General features: G+C 37.4%; 17 protein-coding genes. 13 read left to right on the plus strand and 4 right to left on the minus strand.

Translation table 11 applies throughout. The features are described from left to right. Nucleotides 1–97: 97 nt before the first annotated feature. Entirely contained in the window at nt 98–256 is a 159-nt protein-coding gene (locus tag LIZ98_RS10660) for a hypothetical protein (protein WP_227140436.1), read from the minus strand. On the opposite strand from LIZ98_RS10660, the gene LIZ98_RS10665 reads away from it, so the two are divergent. Further along, nucleotides 228–416, plus strand: a complete 189-nt coding sequence (locus LIZ98_RS10665) for a hypothetical protein (protein ID WP_152032346.1) — start codon at nt 228–230, stop codon at nt 414–416. The genes LIZ98_RS10660 and LIZ98_RS10665 overlap by 29 nt on opposite strands. Continuing rightward, a complete protein-coding gene (locus LIZ98_RS10670; RefSeq protein WP_227203045.1) occupies nt 383–520 on the plus strand; it encodes a hypothetical protein in 138 nt (45 codons plus the stop codon). The genes LIZ98_RS10665 and LIZ98_RS10670 overlap by 34 nt, the downstream gene beginning before the upstream one ends. Before the next feature lie 83 nt (nt 521–603). Here the strand turns inward: LIZ98_RS10670 and LIZ98_RS10675 are convergent, their stop codons facing one another. Then, nucleotides 604–1,518, minus strand: a complete 915-nt coding sequence (locus LIZ98_RS10675) for a CAP domain-containing protein (protein WP_227139103.1) — start codon at nt 1,516–1,518, stop codon at nt 604–606. A 473-nt stretch (nt 1,519–1,991) separates the two neighbouring features. On the opposite strand from LIZ98_RS10675, the gene LIZ98_RS10680 reads away from it, so the two are divergent. Then, nucleotides 1,992–2,093: a putative holin-like toxin gene (locus LIZ98_RS10680; protein WP_082026100.1), complete on the plus strand. Its 102-nt coding sequence runs from the start codon at nt 1,992–1,994 to the stop codon at nt 2,091–2,093. Nucleotides 2,094–2,588: 495 nt separating this feature from the next. Here the strand turns inward: LIZ98_RS10680 and pulA are convergent, their stop codons facing one another. Next, nucleotides 2,589–4,697: a type I pullulanase gene (pulA, locus tag LIZ98_RS10685; RefSeq protein ID WP_227092328.1), complete on the minus strand. Its 2,109-nt coding sequence runs from the start codon at nt 4,695–4,697 to the stop codon at nt 2,589–2,591. A 338-nt stretch (nt 4,698–5,035) separates the two neighbouring features. Between pulA and glgB the strand changes: the two genes are divergently transcribed. The 8 genes from glgB to LIZ98_RS10725 all read left to right on the plus strand — a co-directional run bounded on the left by glgB (nt 5,036) and on the right by LIZ98_RS10725 (nt 15,114). Next, nucleotides 5,036–6,946, plus strand: a complete 1,911-nt coding sequence (gene glgB / locus LIZ98_RS10690; protein ID WP_108897975.1) for a 1,4-alpha-glucan branching protein GlgB — start codon at nt 5,036–5,038, stop codon at nt 6,944–6,946. Then, the gene (locus tag LIZ98_RS10695) at nt 6,943–8,094 is read left to right on the plus strand and encodes a glucose-1-phosphate adenylyltransferase (RefSeq protein ID WP_255602026.1); all 1,152 of its coding nucleotides are present in this window, start codon (nt 6,943–6,945) and stop codon (nt 8,092–8,094) included. Before glgB ends, LIZ98_RS10695 begins: the two co-directional genes overlap by 4 nt. Further along, entirely contained in the window at nt 8,094–9,200 is a 1,107-nt protein-coding gene (gene glgD, locus LIZ98_RS10700; RefSeq protein WP_041903181.1) for a glucose-1-phosphate adenylyltransferase subunit GlgD, read from the plus strand. Before LIZ98_RS10695 ends, glgD begins: the two co-directional genes overlap by 1 nt. Before the next feature lie 63 nt (nt 9,201–9,263). After that, nucleotides 9,264–10,694, plus strand: coding sequence for a glycogen synthase GlgA (gene glgA / locus LIZ98_RS10705; RefSeq protein WP_227139102.1), 1,431 nt, complete (start codon nt 9,264–9,266; stop codon nt 10,692–10,694). Between the two features lie 12 nt (nt 10,695–10,706). After that, nucleotides 10,707–13,127 carry a glycogen/starch/alpha-glucan phosphorylase gene (locus LIZ98_RS10710; protein ID WP_041903177.1) on the plus strand — a complete coding sequence of 807 codons (2,421 nt, stop codon included), beginning with the start codon at nt 10,707–10,709 and terminating at the stop codon, nt 13,125–13,127. A gap of 281 nt (nt 13,128–13,408) precedes the next feature. After that, nucleotides 13,409–13,669 carry a transcriptional regulator SplA domain-containing protein gene (locus tag LIZ98_RS10715; RefSeq protein WP_041903175.1) on the plus strand — a complete coding sequence of 87 codons (261 nt, stop codon included), beginning with the start codon at nt 13,409–13,411 and terminating at the stop codon, nt 13,667–13,669. Between the two features lie 17 nt (nt 13,670–13,686). Then, nucleotides 13,687–14,715 (plus strand): spore photoproduct lyase, encoded by a 1,029-nt coding sequence (gene splB / locus LIZ98_RS10720; protein ID WP_041903188.1) that lies wholly within the window; start codon nt 13,687–13,689, stop codon nt 14,713–14,715. Between the two features lie 132 nt (nt 14,716–14,847). After that, complete coding sequence (locus tag LIZ98_RS10725) at nt 14,848–15,114, plus strand: YqhV family protein (protein ID WP_034769963.1); 267 nt, start codon at nt 14,848–14,850, stop codon at nt 15,112–15,114. Nucleotides 15,115–15,179: 65 nt separating this feature from the next. Here the strand turns inward: LIZ98_RS10725 and LIZ98_RS10730 are convergent, their stop codons facing one another. Beyond that, complete coding sequence (locus LIZ98_RS10730; protein WP_034769909.1) at nt 15,180–15,935, minus strand: acyl-[acyl-carrier-protein] thioesterase; 756 nt, start codon at nt 15,933–15,935, stop codon at nt 15,180–15,182. 191 nt (nt 15,936–16,126) lie between these two features. On the opposite strand from LIZ98_RS10730, the gene LIZ98_RS10735 reads away from it, so the two are divergent. Continuing rightward, complete coding sequence (locus LIZ98_RS10735; protein WP_041903173.1) at nt 16,127–16,453, plus strand: ArsR/SmtB family transcription factor; 327 nt, start codon at nt 16,127–16,129, stop codon at nt 16,451–16,453. 158 nt (nt 16,454–16,611) lie between these two features. Beyond that, complete coding sequence (locus tag LIZ98_RS10740; RefSeq protein WP_041903172.1) at nt 16,612–17,556, plus strand: cation diffusion facilitator family transporter; 945 nt, start codon at nt 16,612–16,614, stop codon at nt 17,554–17,556. The last annotated feature ends 29 nt before the right edge of the window (nt 17,557–17,585 follow it).

Genomic DNA, 17,585 nt, shown 5'->3' on the forward strand with positions numbered 1-17,585 from the left:
AATCCGAGAAACTTTACTTTTTGGCGACGAGATCCATTCTCGTCGTCATTTTTTGGCCGGAACCCCCATTTTTTGGCGACGAGGCCCTTTCTCGTCGTCATTTTTTGGTCGGAAACTCCTTTTTTTGGCGACGAGATCCATTCTCGTTGTCATTTTTTGCCGGAACCCCCATTTTTTGGCGACGAATCCCGTTCTCGTCGCCATTTTGAGGAGAAAATAGCTTTATTTTGGCGACGAGACCTTTTCTCGTCGTCACTTTAATCCGAGAAACTTTACTTTTTGGCGACGAGATCCATTCTCGTCGTCATTTTTTGCCGGAACCCCCATTTTTTGGCGACGAGATCCATTCTCGTCATCAATTTGAGGCCGGAAACTTCACTTTTTGGCGACGAAACTTATTCTCGTCGCCATTTTGAGCCGAAAAACTTGCTATTTTGGCGACGAGCCCCGTTCTCGCCGTCATTTTGAGAAGAAAAAAGCATTATTTTGGCGACGAGCTTTGATCTCGTCACCGTTTTGAGCCGAAAAACTTGCTATTTTGGCGACGAGCCCCAATCACGTCACCGTTTTGAGGTAAGTTAAATTAGTTACGCTAGAGTTTCATTACTTCCCGATAAACATTTGTGTCCAATGGTATCCCTGTGTTTCAATACCAACACCGATATGGGTGAAGTTTTTATTTAATATATTAGCACGATGCCCGGAACTGTTCATCCATGCGTTTACTACTTCTTTAGGCGTTTTTTGCCCTTGTGCAATATTTTCTCCTGCCGTCTTGTAGGTAACACCAAAATCACGCATCATATCAAACGGTGATCCATAGGTGGGGCTTGTATGAGAAAAATAATTATTTTGTTGCATATCTTGAGATTTTCTTTGGGCGACATCACTTAATGTCGTATCAATTTGTAAAGGAGCCAATCCGTTTTTTTGCCTTTGTTCGTTTGTTAAGTTTACAACTTGTCTGGCGAATTCCGATATGCCTGCATTTTGATTGGCTTCTGGATTGGTTGTATTTTGTTGGTTTTCATTGTTTGTTCCGGGTGCACCTGTCTGTCCTTCATTTGGTGGTTCCGCTTGTTGATTATTGTTGCCTTGCCCTCGATTTGTTCCCCCAAAAAATTGGCTGAATTGCCCGCCAAAATATCTTTGGATTCTTTCATTCCGATTACTTATTTGTTCTCCATTCGTTGGTACGTAATCATATTTTGCCTCTTGTATTAATATCGGCCTCGTATGGGGATAGTTATTACTGTTCGTTTTTGTTGAAGTTGCTGAAATTTCATCATTGTTTTTGTCATTTGTCATCTGCCTAACACCATTTGATCTTCGGTTGGCATGGATTTCGTCATTGGTAACGCTATAATATGGCGAAGTTTGATTAGGTGTCCAACTTTCTTCCATATTCGTATCTCTAACTTGATTATTTTCATTCCCGTTGTCTGCACCAAAATTTCCATTACATCCGGTGAGCAAACTAAAGGTTAACAATAAAACCGGATAATATTTTTTAATCATCAAATATCCCTCCTTTCGTTCGTAGCGGCAATATTAGTTTTCTTATCGGTTGATGATTCTATTATGGTAATTCCAGTCATAAGAGGAACTCAATGGACATCTATAATAAATTAAACGGAGACTATGTTAATTCGGTATAAAAGCTTGCCGAGTTCGATTCGTTATTGATATTAAATTTACATGAAAAAGAAATGCAGATGCATTTGTACTATGTAGGATAAAACATAGAAAAGATTACTGATCGAATTAGAAAGCGCTTTAGGTGTAAAAGGAAAATTGGAGCAAATGGGGTATCTGCATAAAAGCAGAGTTTGAAAGAAAAAAGTATTGACGACCGGATACAAGTAGAACCAGCTTGAAAAAATTGATATAATTGAGACTACAACTACATAGCAGGGTGGGCAGTGGCCGCAATCTTTCTTTGAATGGAGGTGATGTTTTAAAAACTTCCTTTCAAAGGGAGGTGGCCACTGGTGGTTACGTATGAAGCACTAAATTTGATGTTAGCCTTCGGAATGTTTATTTTAACATTCATATCAGTTTTAGTGGCTATCTTTCTCAATAAAAAGAAATAACCCCACCCTTGCACCGACCAAGTGTTTTAAAGGGTAGGGTTTTTCTGCTCTGAAATTCATGCGGTCACTGCTGTTCTGGCAGTGTAGTTGTATATATGGATGCCATTTTTAAGGCATCCTTTTTTTAGTATCATCTTCTATTTTTATTATATACCAGAAAATGATTTTTACAACTCAATATACTTGTTTTTGTTAAAAATAAGTCATATTTATCTTAAAAGATTAAGAAAGTATAAAAAACAAGTAAATAGCTTGGGATTAGGTTTAATTGTCTTGCTTTGAGCGCTAGCGACTAGCAAACTTTACAGTACTATCCTCGAAAAATGCTAAACGCATATTTCTTCGTGCGATGCCTATTCGAGGAAGCAAATCTGTTCTCATTGCGGGGAGATCGGGCGTGATCACACATGTGTTACAACAGGACGTTGCGCTTTTATTTATCCGGCCAGCTTGTACCTCGCTAAGCCGGCGCACTACGCTTTTCTTAATTACATGTCAACTTTTCATGAAAACAAGAAATTCAAGTGGGTTTATGTTCGTATATTCACCGATAATCAAACGTTCAGTCACACGATTTACAAAATCATTGGTTACCATCATTTTCCATTGACCGGAAGAAGGTAACCAAATTTTTCCGCACGCTTTTGTCGGATTAATATAAATTGCAAATTCTTCTTTATCGCCAAGTAAAGTAAAGCCGAAAATCGGCCGGTTTGTCTTTAAAATGTGTAACCGCTTCTCAATTTCCTTTTTTGATCTCATTCGGAAGACATCATAGTTGTTGCGAAGATGGATTAGTTTTTTAACAAATTCAATCGTATCAAATTCTTGTTCTCTTTTTTTCCAATCTAATTGATTGATCTCATCACTAGAACTATAACTATTTTCAACGCCCTTTTTGGTCCGGAACCATTCCTGGCCTGCGTGGATGAAAGGAACGCCTTGACTAACCAGAGTGATTCCGGTGGCCAGCTGGTGCATCTTTTTCCGTACTGATTCCGGTTCGTTACTGTTTGTGATGGAAAGCCGGTCCCATAACGTATGATTATCATGACATTCAACATAATTGATGGTTTGAGTTACGTCCGGGACAAAAGGCGAACTGTATTTTTCCAAACAAGATCCGGAGACAATGTCAGGAAGTTTTTCAAAAAACCTTCCCTGGCCGTTTACAAATCCCCGATCCTCCAAGGAAAATAGATTTCCTTTCAATACATCACGAAACCGGTCGTTGAAAAAACGAATTCCTTCTAAACACGAAGCATTTGCCACCATTGCTTTTTCAGATTCCGGCAGTGATGACGGAAGATTCCAACCTTCACCGAGCAACATAATAGGAATTTCTTCTAATTGGCAACGTTTGTAGATTTGTTTCATTGTTTCCAAATCCATTAATCCCATCAAATCGAACCGAAAGCCGTCTACTTGATACTCTTTTAGCCAGAAGTCGATGGTATCAATAAAAAATTTGCGCACCATCTTTCGTTCAGTTGCGAATTCATTGCCGCAACCGGTACCGTTTGCTAAATTCTCCTGTTCATCGTAGCGGAAGTAGTATCCGGGGACTATCTTTTCGAAATTGGTTTCCTCAATATTTTCTTCTATAAAAGCATGATTGAAAACAACATCGAGGACGACACCGATGTTTTCACGATGGAATGCTTCAATCATTTTTTTACATTCATTAATTCTTGAAAGGGGATCATTGGGATTGGTCGAGTAACTTCCTTCCGGGACTTGATATAGAAGTGGATCATATCCCCAGTTATACTGTGTATCTGGTTTCAGCTCATCGACACGGGCAAAATCATTGATCGGTAACAGTTCGACATGGGTTACTCCTAGTTCCTTTATATAATCGAGCCCGGTGGAAAAACCCTTTTCTGTTTTCGTACCAATTTCCTGTAAACCAAGAAATTTCCCGCGATTTATTACACCGCTTTCAGGATCCTTTGTCGCATCACGGACATGAATTTCGTATATAACGGCGTCTTTTAACGAGGCTATTTTTGGCCTATTTGCATTCAGTTTCATCGTTCTTGAAAAATTGATGACAACACCTTTTGATGTATTGGCGAGACTTCCTTTCGCATAAGGATCAATGACGACATGGGTATTTCCGTTTACGGTAACGATATATTCATATATTGCTCCATGCCAGTCTCCTGCGATATTTTTTGTCCAAACTCCTTTTTCAACCCGGATCATTTCATATAATTGATCATTTAATCGTAAAATGACTGAAGTAGCAGTAGGTGCCCATAACCGAAAAATGGTTTCATCTTCGGAACAAATTGCCCCGAACTGAATGTTGTTAACGGAAAATTGTTGATCAAACCAATCAGTACGAACAATTTTTCCCGGATAGATCGGGATTTCCGTGTCCACCCATTGTAAGACAACTTCTTCTCCAATTGGCAACGCTTCGGAAAGGTAAATTTGATATACATGTTCATTCAAATTTGTCATTTGAGTTATTTGAAAAGGAATTTTATTTTTCTTTTGAAAAATCAATGGGAATGAATTATCTAATTTAGGAATAAATGAATTAATATACACTGTTACTAATTTTATGTCATCCATCCAGGCTACCGGTTTAACCAAAAAGAACACCTCAATCAAGGTTTTTTTTACTAGTAAAAACAGTTTAACAATTTACATCTATTTTAACAAATTTTGACCGATTTTATTATTTTTAAGAAAATTGTCAAAAATTCTTTTGCATTGTCTTGATACGGTTTATAAAAGTGATATAATATTATTATAATTGCTCCTTATAATTAAAACATAAATAGTTATATTTCTGAAGAAAACTATGATTATAAAATAATTATGACTATATTTAGCATTAAAATATATAAAACCTTTTTGTTTACTATTCCACCTATTTAATAAGTTAGATCAGGCTCTATCATTCATTTTTGGTAAAAGAGGGAGATACTGTGAATTATCATATTTCTGAACAAGATATTTATTTATTTCATCAAGGAACAAATTACTATAGTTATAAAATGCTAGGTTGCCATTTTACAGAGTGGAATGGTGATGCCGGATTCCGCTTTGCCGTTTGGGCTCCTCATGCAAAAAAAATTTCCGTTGTCGGTGACTTCAATGACTGGGAACCAGATAAACATTCATTGCAAAAAATTAATTCACAAGGTTTGTGGATCGGCTTTTTTACAAATATTCAGCCGTCCGTACGATATAAATATGCAATTACAACTTCCTCTGATCAAACCATTTTAAAAGCGGACCCCTTTGCCTTTCAGACGGAGATGAGACCAAAAACAGCATCATTAACTCCGGAATGTTCAACATATATTTGGAAAGATGATGAGTGGATGGAGAGAAAGAAAGATTTTGATCCATACTCTTCGCCCATTTCTATCTATGAAGTTCATCTCGGTTCATGGAAAAAAACAGCGAATAATGAATTCCTCACTTATCAAGAATTAGCAAAACAATTAATACCATATGTAAAAAATCTTGGTTTTACCCATATTGAATTATTGCCCTTGGCTGAACATCCCTTTGACCTTTCGTGGGGATATCAAATTACCGGCTATTATGCAGTCACATCAAGATATGGTTCACCAAATGATTTTAAATATTTTGTTGATGAATGCCATAAACATCAAATAGGGGTTATTATGGATTGGGTTCCGGGTCATTTTTGTAAAGATGAACACGGGTTAAGGATGTTCGACGGTGAACCTCTATATGAATATAAGGATCCGGAAAAAGCGGAAAAGAGGGGTTGGGGAACATTAGCTTTTGATTTCGGCAGGCCGGAAGTTCAATCTTTTTTGATATCCAATGCGATTTTTTGGATGGAAGAATACCATATCGACGGGTTAAGGGTTGATGCGGTTGCCAGCATGATTTATTTGAATTTTGATCGGTCTGAAGCGGAGGGGAAAATGTATAATTCCTTTGGCGGCGAAGAAAATTTAGAGGCATTAGCGTTTATTCGAAAATTAAATGAAACCGTGTTTGCCCGTTCACCCCATTTTCTCATGATGGCCGAAGATAGTTCAGATTTCACCCTTGTCACTGCACCGACCTATATGGGTGGTTTAGGCTTTAATTTTAAATGGAATATGGGTTGGATGAATGACATGCTTACATATATGAAAAAGGACCCGATCCACCGGAAATGGCATCATCAGTTAATCACATTTTCGTTTATGTATACATTTTCAGAAAATTTTCTTCTTCCATTTTCTCATGATGAAGTTGTTCACGGAAAAAAATCATTACTTGACAAAATGCCCGGGGATATGTGGCAACAGTTTGCAAATTTACGTCTTCTGTATGGTTATATGTTTTGTCATCCCGGAAAAAAACTGTTGTTCATGGGCAGTGAACTTGCTCAATATGCGGAATGGAAAGATAAGGAACAAGTGGATTGGCATTTGTTAGATTATCCGTTACATAACAAAATGTGGCATTATGTGAAAGCTTTAAACAAGTTTTATATAGAGCATTCCGAAGTTTTTGAGTTTGATCATACAAAAGAAGGATTTGAATGGATTGACCCCCATAATATCGATCAAAGTATTATTGCCTTTATGAGAAAAAGTACAGAATCAGAATTAATCATTGTTTGTAATTTTACACCGGTTGTTTATTATGACTATCAAATTGGTGTTCCAAAACCGGGTAAGTACGTTGAAATCTTCAACTCTGATTGTCTTAAATTTGGCGGATCGGGACAAATCAATGAAGGTTCCCATTTTACTTTTCCAAAAAAATGGCACGGTTTCTCGCAACATATCAAAATCAAAGTACCCCCGTTAGCCGTTGCCATTTTTAAAAAAATAAAAGAAAAAGATGAGGAGGAGATGTTTTGAAGGAATGTATCGGCATGTTGTTAGCTGGCGGAGAAGGGAAACGGTTAGGGCCACTGACTGCACAACTTGCCAAACCGGCAGTTCCATTTGGAGGCAAATATCGCATTATCGACTTTACGTTAAGTAATTGTGCCAATTCAAATATTCATACGGTTGGCGTTTTGACCCAATATGCTCCTTATGATTTACACAAACATATCAGTAACGGAAGACCTTGGGATATGGATCGAAAAGACGGTGGTGTTTCCGTTCTTTCACCATATACGGGAAAAACCGGTGGCGATTGGTATTCAGGTACGGCGGATGCCATTTACCAAAACATCCCATTCATTAATCAATACAATCCTGAGTATATCCTTGTCATCTCCGGCGATCACATTTATCAAATGGACTATCAAAAGTTACTCGACCAACATAAAGCAACAAAGGCTGATGTAACAATATCCGTTATCGAAGTTCCTTGGAATGAAGCTTCACGATTTGGCATTTTGAATACGGATGAGGATTTGAAAATTTATGAATTTGAGGAAAAACCGGAACATCCAAAGAGCAATCTCGCTTCGATGGGAATTTACATGTTTACCTGGGACGTACTGAAACATTATTTATATAAAGATGCGACCCAGAAACAATCGAGTCATGATTTTGGAAAAGACATTATTCCGCTTATGCTCCGTGACCGGTTAAAGCTGTATGCTTTTCGTTTCAACGGATACTGGAAAGATGTCGGAACATTACAAAGCTACTGGGAAGCAAACATGGATTTATTAAAAGATGATTGTGAGTTGAAACTGAATAATAAACAATGGCGCATTTATACGAATAATTTAAATTTCCCTCCTCAATTCATTAGTGAAGGTGCTACTGTGAATACATCACTGATTAATGATGGTTGTTTTATCCGGGGACGGGTCATTGAATCGGTCCTATTTCGAAATGTGGATGTCGGGAAAGGCAGTGTAATTGAAAAATCGATTATACATTCCGGCGTGAAAATAGGAGAAAACTGTGTATTGAAGAAAGTAATTGTAATGGAAAATACAAAAATTAAAGATGGCACAGTGATTCAGGTAAATGATGATGAGCCGGTTGTAATTAACCAAGAAGTGTTAGAACAAAAAGCATTAGTGATGGGTGGTGAAAGTTAATGGAAAGGATGATGGGCTTAATCAATCTGGAACAAGAGCATCACTCATTTCAAGAATTAAGTTATTACAGAAATAGTGCTTCGATTCCGTTTGCCGGTCGCTATCGACTGATTGACTTTCCATTATCAAATATGGTCAATTCAGGGATTGATGAAATTGCCGTCTTTGTCCGAAGCAAATATCGATCACTCTTGGACCATTTAGGTACCAGAGAATATTGGGATTTAGACAGACGAAATGGCGGTCTCTTCATCCTTCCGCCTGACTGGCATGATCCGACAGATATTTCAAAAGGGGATCTTCAGTTTTTTCATCATCATCGAGATTGTTTTTTACGATGCCATTCGGATTACGTCCTTATTAGTGGCTGCCAGTTCATTACAAATACGGATTACTACGAGGCATTCGCTTATCATCTTGACCGAAATGCAGATGTTACGCTTATTTCCACGCAAGAAGAGGAGATTTTGCCTGAACATGATTTGTATTTTCGAATTGAAGCCGATGACCTTGGTTGGGTAAAAAATATTACGAATGAGAAGCGTAATCCACATATATTTACAGGAACGTATATCATAAACAAAAAACTATTGCTGGAACTTGTCGATGATTGTATTGCCTATCATAAGTATCATTTTTTTCATCACGGAATAGTGAATCATTTAGGAAGTTTGAAAGTTCAAACATTCCGTCATCGCGGGTTTCATGCTTTTATTAATTCAATCAACAGCTATTACCGGCATAACCTAAATCTATTAAACGAGGAAACTTATCGAAAACTTTTTTTCGAAAAACATTTTATTAAAACAAAAACATCCAATCAACCACCGGCTCAATATAAGGAGCTTGCCGAAGTGAAAAATTCAATTCTGTCCAACGGGTGTGTAGTCGATGGAAAAGTGGAAAGCAGCGTTTTATTTCGAGGTGTAGAGGTAAAAAAGGGGGCCACCGTAAAAAACTCGATTATTATGCAACGGTCGACCATCGCTGAAGACGTATATTTGGAAAATGTTATTATTGACAAAGATGTCTTTATTACGAAAGGACAAAAACTGATTGGCTCCATGGAAAAACCGTATGTGGTTCCAAAGTGGCAAACCGTTTAGAAGGTTTTCAACTTTGTCCGGGATCATTTATTCAATTGGCAGAAAAAGGAAGGGGAGAGGAGATTGGAAAAAATACTATTTGTCGCATCAGAATGTACACCATTTATTAAAACGGGGGGACTTGCGGATGTAATTGGCTCTCTTCCTCAAAGTTTGAAAGAATTTGAGCATATGGATGTTCACGTAATTTTGCCATTATATGATGAAATGGATGTTCAATGGAAGAATCAGCTTGAATACAAGCAAACTTTCGGTGTCAAGCTCGGTTGGCGAAATCAGGAGGCCAAACTATTTACGTTAAATCATCAGCAAATCACTTATTATTTTATTGCAAATGATTATTATTTTACAAGAAAAGGAATCTATGGCTATTATGACGATGGAGAACGTTTCATTTTTTTCTCCCATGCTGTCATAGAAGCATTGAAGTTGATTGATTATCAACCGGAAATTTTACATGCACATGACTGGCAGACAGGTATGACGGTTCTTTTGGCAAAAATATATGAACCGGTACCGAATATGAAAACCGTCTTTACCATTCACAATTTGAAATATCAAGGTGTCATGCCTTTAGAGGTGTTCGCCGACTTCTTTCAATTATCAAGAGAGCATTTGGGCGGGATGGAATGGAATGGGGCAATTAATTGCATGAAAGCAGCGTTATTCCATGCAGATAAAATTACTACCGTCAGCCCGAGTTATGCAGAGGAAATCAAGGATCCATATTATGGGGAAGGACTCGACCCGATCTTGAATGCCCGGTCAAGTGATTTATCAGGCATTCTAAACGGAATTGATACAAAAGAATACAACCCGTTGACAGATCCAAATTTATATGTAAAATTTCGTTCAGCCAGAAGTAAAAAAACGGAAAATAAGAAAAAGGTCCAAGAAGAATTGGGACTCGTAATTGATGGGGAAAAACCTTTATATATCAGTATTTCGCGTCTGGTAGAACAAAAGGGTTTCCATCTTTTGCAACATATTTTTGCAGAATTTATGGAAGAAGATATCCAATTCATTCTTTTAGGGACAGGTGACGAGGAGTTTGAACATTTTTTTAGAAAAGCGGAAGAAAATTATCCCGGAAAAGTGCGAGCTCTTCTTTATTTTGACGAGGGATTGGCAAGAAAACTTTATGGAGCAAGCGACTTTTTTATCATGCCATCGAAATTCGAGCCATGCGGACTTTCCCAGCTGATTGCTTTACAGTATAAATCTGTGCCAATTGTAAGGGAAACAGGGGGGTTGAAAGATACTATCGTTCCTTATAATGAAATGACCGGTGAGGGGAATGGGTTCAGTTTTGCCAATTATAATGCTCATGAATTAATGAGAACATTGCGTTACTCTCTTTCCATTTATCGTGATCCGAGTCACTGGTCTCAACTTCTCCGTAATGTGAATAAAAGTCAGTTTACATGGAAAGATTCCGCACAAAAGTACGCCAATCTCTATCGACAAGTTTTGCAAGTACCACTATACAAATGAGGGGGATGACCTTTGACCGTTTTTACATCTGACTGGGTAGTCGATCGGCTAGCAGAAAAAGTAACACTTCAGACCGGTAAAGAAGTGAAAGAAGCAACCGGTAAAGATTTATATTATGCATTAACAACGATTGTCAATGAAGAAATTATGAAAGATTGGGTCCGGACAAAAAAAGCATATAAAGAAAAACATGGTAAACAACTATACTATTTATCAATGGAATTTTTAATCGGACGGCTGCTGAAAAATAATTTAGTAAACATTGGTATATATGAGGCTGCTCAGGAGGCGATCAACAAACTTGGATTCGACATCGGTGAGATTATCGAAGTGGAGCAAGACGCAGGATTGGGAAATGGGGGACTTGGAAGATTAGCGGCTTGTTTTTTAGACTCCCTAGCATCATTACAATATCCCGGTCACGGTTTTGGTATTCGGTATCGATATGGTTTATTTAAGCAGCGAATCATTCACGGGAACCAGGTTGAATTGCCTGATTATTGGTTGAAAGAACCGTTCCCGTGGGAAGTCCGGCGTGAAGACGAAGCAATTTGTGTTCAATTTCACGGAACCGTTCATATGTTCAAAAGAAAAGACGGTTCCCTGGAATTTAAGTACGAAAACACAGATAAAGTAATGGCTGTCCCATATGATATTCCGATTGTCGGTTACCAAAATCATGTTGTGAATACGCTCAGACTTTGGAGTGCCGAATCTGTCTATGAAGAGGGTTCAATGGGGAATACGGAATTTTACCATGATCTCGATCATCGATATTCCATCGAACAGATTTCCGGTTATTTGTATCCGGATGATTCGAATGATGAGGGGAAGCTGTTGCGGCTAAAACAACAGTATTTCCTCGTCTCGTCTACCATCCAACAAATCATTCGTGAATTTCAATCAGATCATCGTCTCCCCCTTAGTAAATTGCCGGAAAAAGTCGTTATTCAAATTAATGATACCCATCCGAGCTTGGCCATTCCGGAAATGATGCGAATTTTGATGGATGAAGAACGATTGGGCTGGGACGATGCATGGACTATTACGACAAGAGTTTTTGCTTATACCAACCATACGACATTAAGTGAGGCAATGGAGACTTGGCCGATCGAAATGTTTCAACAATTGTTACCGAGAATCTACATGATCGTCCATGAAATCAATGAACGGTTTTGTCAACGAATCTGGAATGATTATCCCGAGTTAAGGGAACAGATTCCGGAAATGGCAATCATTGCTTACGGAAAAATACATATGGCGAAACTTGCCATCGTGGGAAGTTTCTCCGTTAATGGAGTTGCCAAGCTTCATACAGAAATTTTAAAAACGAGGGAAATGAAATATTTTTATCAAATGGATCCGGGGAAATTTAACAATAAAACAAACGGGATTGCTCACAGGCGCTGGTTATTGCAGGTTAATCCGAAATTAGCCTCGCTTATTACAGAGGTAATCGGCCCGAATTGGATTATGCGCCCGAAACAGCTGATCCATTTAATCAAATATTCAAAGGACCAGCCTTTGCTTGATAAATTTAACCAAGTAAAACGGGAAAATAAAGAAGTGCTTGCCCAGTATATTTACGAGCAAAACGGGATGAAAGTCGATCTGGACTCGATTTTTGATGTTCAAATTAAGAGACTTCATGAGTATAAACGGCAGTTGTTAAATGTGTTTCATATCATTTATTTATATAATGAATTAAAAGAGAATCCAAATCTGGATATCACACCAAGAACATTTATTTTTGGCGCAAAGGCGGCACCAAGCTACTATATGGCAAAGGAAATCATTAAACTCATCAATACCGTAGCCTCGATTATCAATAATGATCCGGAAATAAAAGGGAAATTAAAAGTCATATTTTTGGAAAATTACAATGTTAGTTTGGCGGAAAAAATTATCCCGGCGGCTGATGTCAGTGAACAAATTTCGACGGCCGGTAAAGAGGCAAGTGGGACCGGCAATATGAAATTAATGATGAATGGAGCCGTTACAATCGGAACACTTGATGGAGCAAATATTGAAATTCGTGAGCTGGTGGGAAATAACAATATTTTCATTTTTGGACTTACAGCCGATGAAGTAATGAAATTTTATCAAGAAGGCGGATATTCAGCCGGGGATCTTTACCATACCGATGATCGGATCCGAAAAATATTAAACCAATTAAACACCGGAGAATTTGGTATTCACGATATCGAGTTTAAAGATATTTATTACCATATTCTTTACCATAATGATCCGTATTTTGTTTTAAAAGATTTTGAAGCATACCTAGAAACACATGAACTTGTCGATCAAACGTATCGCGACCGTTATCAATGGCTGAACATGAGCGTAACCAATATCGCCCATTCCGGTAAATTTTCCAGTGACGGGACGATTCAAGAATATGTAAATGATATATGGAAATTGAAGAAGCTCTAAAAGCAGGGCTGTTCAAAAAGTGCTTGGCCACCTTTTTTAAGGTTCGCTGGCATTTTTTATTTTACGTTAAGGATGTAAAAGTTCCCCAGGCTTGTTGCAGTAAATTTTAAGAATGAGTATAAGCGGCTAAAGGACGGACTGAAAAATTGCTAGATCATATTATTTATCATAAATTTTTCTCTTCAAAACGATTGATGAAACATAAATAGTGAAAATTACCAAGCAAAATTTTTTATAATAAAAGTTTTTATAGGCAAAATGTAGATGAAAGAGGTGATTAGATGAACTTTTTTGATGAAAACCATTCTTATCAAGCAGGGGATATTGTCTATGTATTTTATCGCAATCCTCATACACAAGATGTTGCCAATATACAAGAAGCTGCAGTCGTTCGCCATCCCGATAATCCAAATCAACTGGCTATTTTTTTATATGAAACATATTATCCGCTCTCAGATGAAATCGCTATTTTTCAAAGTGAGGAAGAACCAAAACAAGCATATCATTATTTTTTTGGTGATGATGAAGAGACTTATTTTTAAAGAAGGGAGTGAAATTGATCGTGAAGCCGTTTATGCCCCGACTAGTTTATTTTGAACCGAAAGCTTTAGAGTATCCGCTCGGAAAACAATTGTTTGATAAATTTGAAAAAATGAATTTAGAAATTCGCTATACGACATCCCACAATCAAATACGTGATTTACCCGGCGATAATGATTTTCAGAAATACCGAGTGGCCAAATCAACATTAGTCGTCGAAGTAAGGAAAACGCTCCGTTTCGATACATCAAAGCCCTCTGCGGAATATGCCATTCCACTTGCGACCGGTTGTATGGGTCATTGCCATTATTGCTATTTACAAACGACAATGGGCTATAAACCGTATATTCGAACGTATGTAAATGTCGAGGAAATTTTTGAAGCTGCTGATAAATATATGGAGGAACGAGCGCCGGAAATAACGAGAATTGAAGCTTCATGTACGTCTGGTATTGTTGGGATCGATCATTTAACCCATTCATTAAAGCGAGCGATTGAACATATTGGTGAGTCTGAATATGGCAGGCTCCGGTTTGTGACGAAATTTGATTCCGTCGATCATTTATTAGATGCGAAACATAATGGCAAAACAAGATTCCGCTTTAGTATTAATGCCGATTATGTAATAAAGTACTTTGAACCGGGCACGGCACCATTAACCAAAAGAATTGAAGCAGCCGCAAAAGTTGCCAAAGCTGGCTTTCCATTAGGGTTTATTGTCGCTCCTATCTATTTGCATGAAGGATGGGAGGAAGGTTATTACCATTCATTTGAACGATTGGATGCGGAATTGCCGCAAGAGGTAAGAAAAGATTTAACGTTTGAATTTATTCAGCATCGTTTTACAAAACCGGCCAAACGAGTCATACAAAAAAATTATCCAATGACAAAACTGGAACTGAATGAAGAAGCGAGAAAATATAAGTGGGGAAAATATGGTATAGGCAAATATGTATACAAAGATGATGAGCAATTAGAAATTCAGAAACATTTACATGCATATATGAAAAAGTTTTTTCCGGAAGCAAAGCTGGAATATTTTACATAATATATTTATGGTAAAGACAAAACCGTTATCCCGCACTTTATTGTTTTATGGCGAATAAAAACTTGTCCTTCTTTTTCCTACTGCTTCATATACATTTTATAGTTAGGTAAAGGAGGGCAGAACATGTTTCAAATGTTCGAAAAGGCAATTTTAGGGATGGCATTTTTACGCATTTTTTCCGGATCCTTAGAAATATTAGTTGCACTAATTATTTTGAAGTTAAACAATGTAGAGAAAGCTTTAGTTGTCAATAGCTCTTTAGCATTGATCGGACCGCTTATTTTAATTACGACAACGTCCATTGGTTTAATCGGGATGGCAGATAAAATTTCTTTTACAAAAATTATTTGGGTATTTATCGGAATTGCCTTTATTCTGTATGGAGTAAAGAGTGGCTAGAAAGAAAATCATAGTGATGAGGCTCCCTAATAAAATAAAGAGCCTCATTTCAAAAGATGGACGAATTATCTTTCGCTTATTTCTACTGTCGCTTTAAAAACAGTATTTCCGGATTCTCCCTTTTGACCTTCGATATAAATTTTGTTTTCACGGGATTCTGATACATCACGAAACAATGTGATGGTATCGCCCGGTAAGGCTTCATTAATAAAATTTACTTCAATCGCCTTTACTTCAAATTGCCGGTGATTTTCAATCGGAAAACAATCCATTGCATAGTCAACATATCTGGAATTGTTTAAATGTCCGTTAAAATCTACATCACTATACCCGATTACTTTTTGATATACTTTTTCAAGATGTCCATAGCCATTCAATTTCCCCAGTTTTTTCTCAAGAGCTCTTTCTTTAATGACACTTGGATAATGAATGCCAATTGCATCATTGCGTTTCAGTCTCCGTTGATGGATATCCATTAATACCCAGACCGAAACCGCCCGGATGATGACTTCTCCATTGGCGTCACGGACAAGATAATCTCTTTCAAATTCGATTCGTTTAGGTTCTAACGGCCAAGTCTCAATTGTTATTTTCTCGTCCCATTCCGGCATTCGGGTAATTTCAACACGAATTCGAATTAAGACCCAACTTACCCCAAATTGGCTTTCCAGTTGTTCAATTCCATAACCTAATTCGACTGAGGCCAGACTTGCGACATCTTGAAAATAGCTAAAAAGGGTGCTTAATTTCACTTTTTTTGTAAAATCAACATCGCGTAAATCAACATGAATTTTTGACTGGAAACGAATATTTTGTTCCATAATGAATCCTCTTTTCTATATGTCCATTATTGGAGTTTGTAATGAAGTATAAGTTTATCGTAACAAATGAATAAAAAATTTGCTATCCCTGACCAAATTTGCTTACTGAAAAAGTTCATCTGGATTTAACTGGATTAATATATAAATATATGTTAATATATGAATATAAGAATATGGAAGGTGATCATTTTATGGGGGAAGATGAAAGACTCGAGAAACCGAATGAGAAAGGTTTAGACGAGGAAACATTATTTGTCGTTTCACAGACCTTTAAAGCATTGAGCGATCCGACCCGAATTCGGATTCTAAATCTGCTTTTCGAAAAGGAATATGCGGTAAATGAAATTGCTAAAATCTTAGGATTACGACAATCGACCGTATCCCATCAATTACGTTTTTTAAAAAATTTACGACTTGTGAAGTACCGTCGAGAGAAAACGACCTTATATTATTCCTATGACGATAACCATGTCATGGATTTATTAAAACAAGCAATTGAACATGCACGCCATGAATAAAATGTCTTATGTTTACACAGATTCGTCAGTGACCATTTTTTCTTTTTAAGATAGGATAATATGGCCGGAGGAAAAATTTTTTCGCTGGAACATTCCTATATGAACATGGATAAATATATTGGAAGTAAAAAATATGCTTCATACGTAGGGGGATTAAAATGTCAAACCATCATGGCCATAGCCATTCCCATACAGGGAATAAAAAAGCCTTATTGATAAGTTTTTTGATCATAACAGGATATATGATTGTTGAAGCAATTGGCGGGTTATTAACGAACAGCTTAGCACTTCTTTCCGATGCCGGTCATATGTTAAGCGATTCAATTTCATTGGGGATTGGATTATTAGCATTTACTTTTGGGGAAAAAGTTGCAAATTATAGTAAAACATACGGATATAAACGATTGGAAATATTGGCGGCCTTTTTTAATGGTCTAACGCTTATTGTGATTGCCGTGTTTATCATTTATGAGGCAATTGGCAGATTTTCCAACCCGCCGGAAATTGCGTCAACAGGTATGTTTGTAATCGGGATTATTGGTTTATTCGTCAATATTCTTGTTGCTTGGATTATGATGCGCCAAGGTGATACGCATGAAAATTTAAATTTGCATGCAGCATTTTTGCATGTAATAAGCGATATGTTAGGTTCGATAGGAGCAATTGTTGCAGCCATTCTCATTATGCTATTTGGTTGGGGTTGGGCCGATCCGGTTGCCAGTCTTATTGTTGCCGTCTTAGTTTTGAACAGTGGTCGGCGGGTTACCATGGATTCTCTTCATATCTTAATGGAGGGGACACCGCAAAATATTGATATTGATGACATTGTAAACACAATGATAAACATACCCGGAGTAATCAGTGTTCATGATTTGCATGTATGGAGCATTACGAGCGGGAGCAATGCCCTATCCTGCCATGCTGTTGTTGACGGAGATTTATCGATCACTGATTGTCAAAAGATTTTACGGAACATTGAACATGAATTGGCTCATAAAGGGATTCAACATGTCACCATTCAAATGGAGAACAGTGAAAATCCCCATGAAAATTCAGTTATGTGTAGGACCCAATATGAAGTTCACCTTCACCATCAACATTAAAAAAGCAATTGGAAAACAATAAAACGCCA

Source organism: Caldibacillus sp. 210928-DFI.2.18 (genome assembly GCF_020554505.1).
GTDB classification, from domain to species: Bacteria; Bacillota; Bacilli; order Bacillales; family Caldibacillaceae; genus Caldifermentibacillus; species Caldifermentibacillus hisashii.

Bases quoted from the DNA above. Each gene is read 5' to 3' on its own strand.
- LIZ98_RS10735 (WP_041903173.1), top strand. From the start codon at position 16,127: ATGGGGGAAGATGAAAGACTCGAGAAACCGAATGAGAAAGGTTTAGAC.
- LIZ98_RS10730 (WP_034769909.1), bottom strand. From the start codon at position 15,935: ATGGAACAAAATATTCGTTTCCAGTCAAAAATTCATGTTGATTTACGC.
- LIZ98_RS10725 (WP_034769963.1), top strand. From the start codon at position 14,848: ATGTTCGAAAAGGCAATTTTAGGGATGGCATTTTTACGCATTTTTTCC.
- LIZ98_RS10740 (WP_041903172.1), top strand. From the start codon at position 16,612: ATGTCAAACCATCATGGCCATAGCCATTCCCATACAGGGAATAAAAAA.
- glgD (WP_041903181.1), top strand. From the start codon at position 8,094: ATGGAAAGGATGATGGGCTTAATCAATCTGGAACAAGAGCATCACTCA.
- LIZ98_RS10675 (WP_227139103.1), bottom strand. From the start codon at position 1,518: ATGATTAAAAAATATTATCCGGTTTTATTGTTAACCTTTAGTTTGCTC.
- LIZ98_RS10715 (WP_041903175.1), top strand. From the start codon at position 13,409: ATGAACTTTTTTGATGAAAACCATTCTTATCAAGCAGGGGATATTGTC.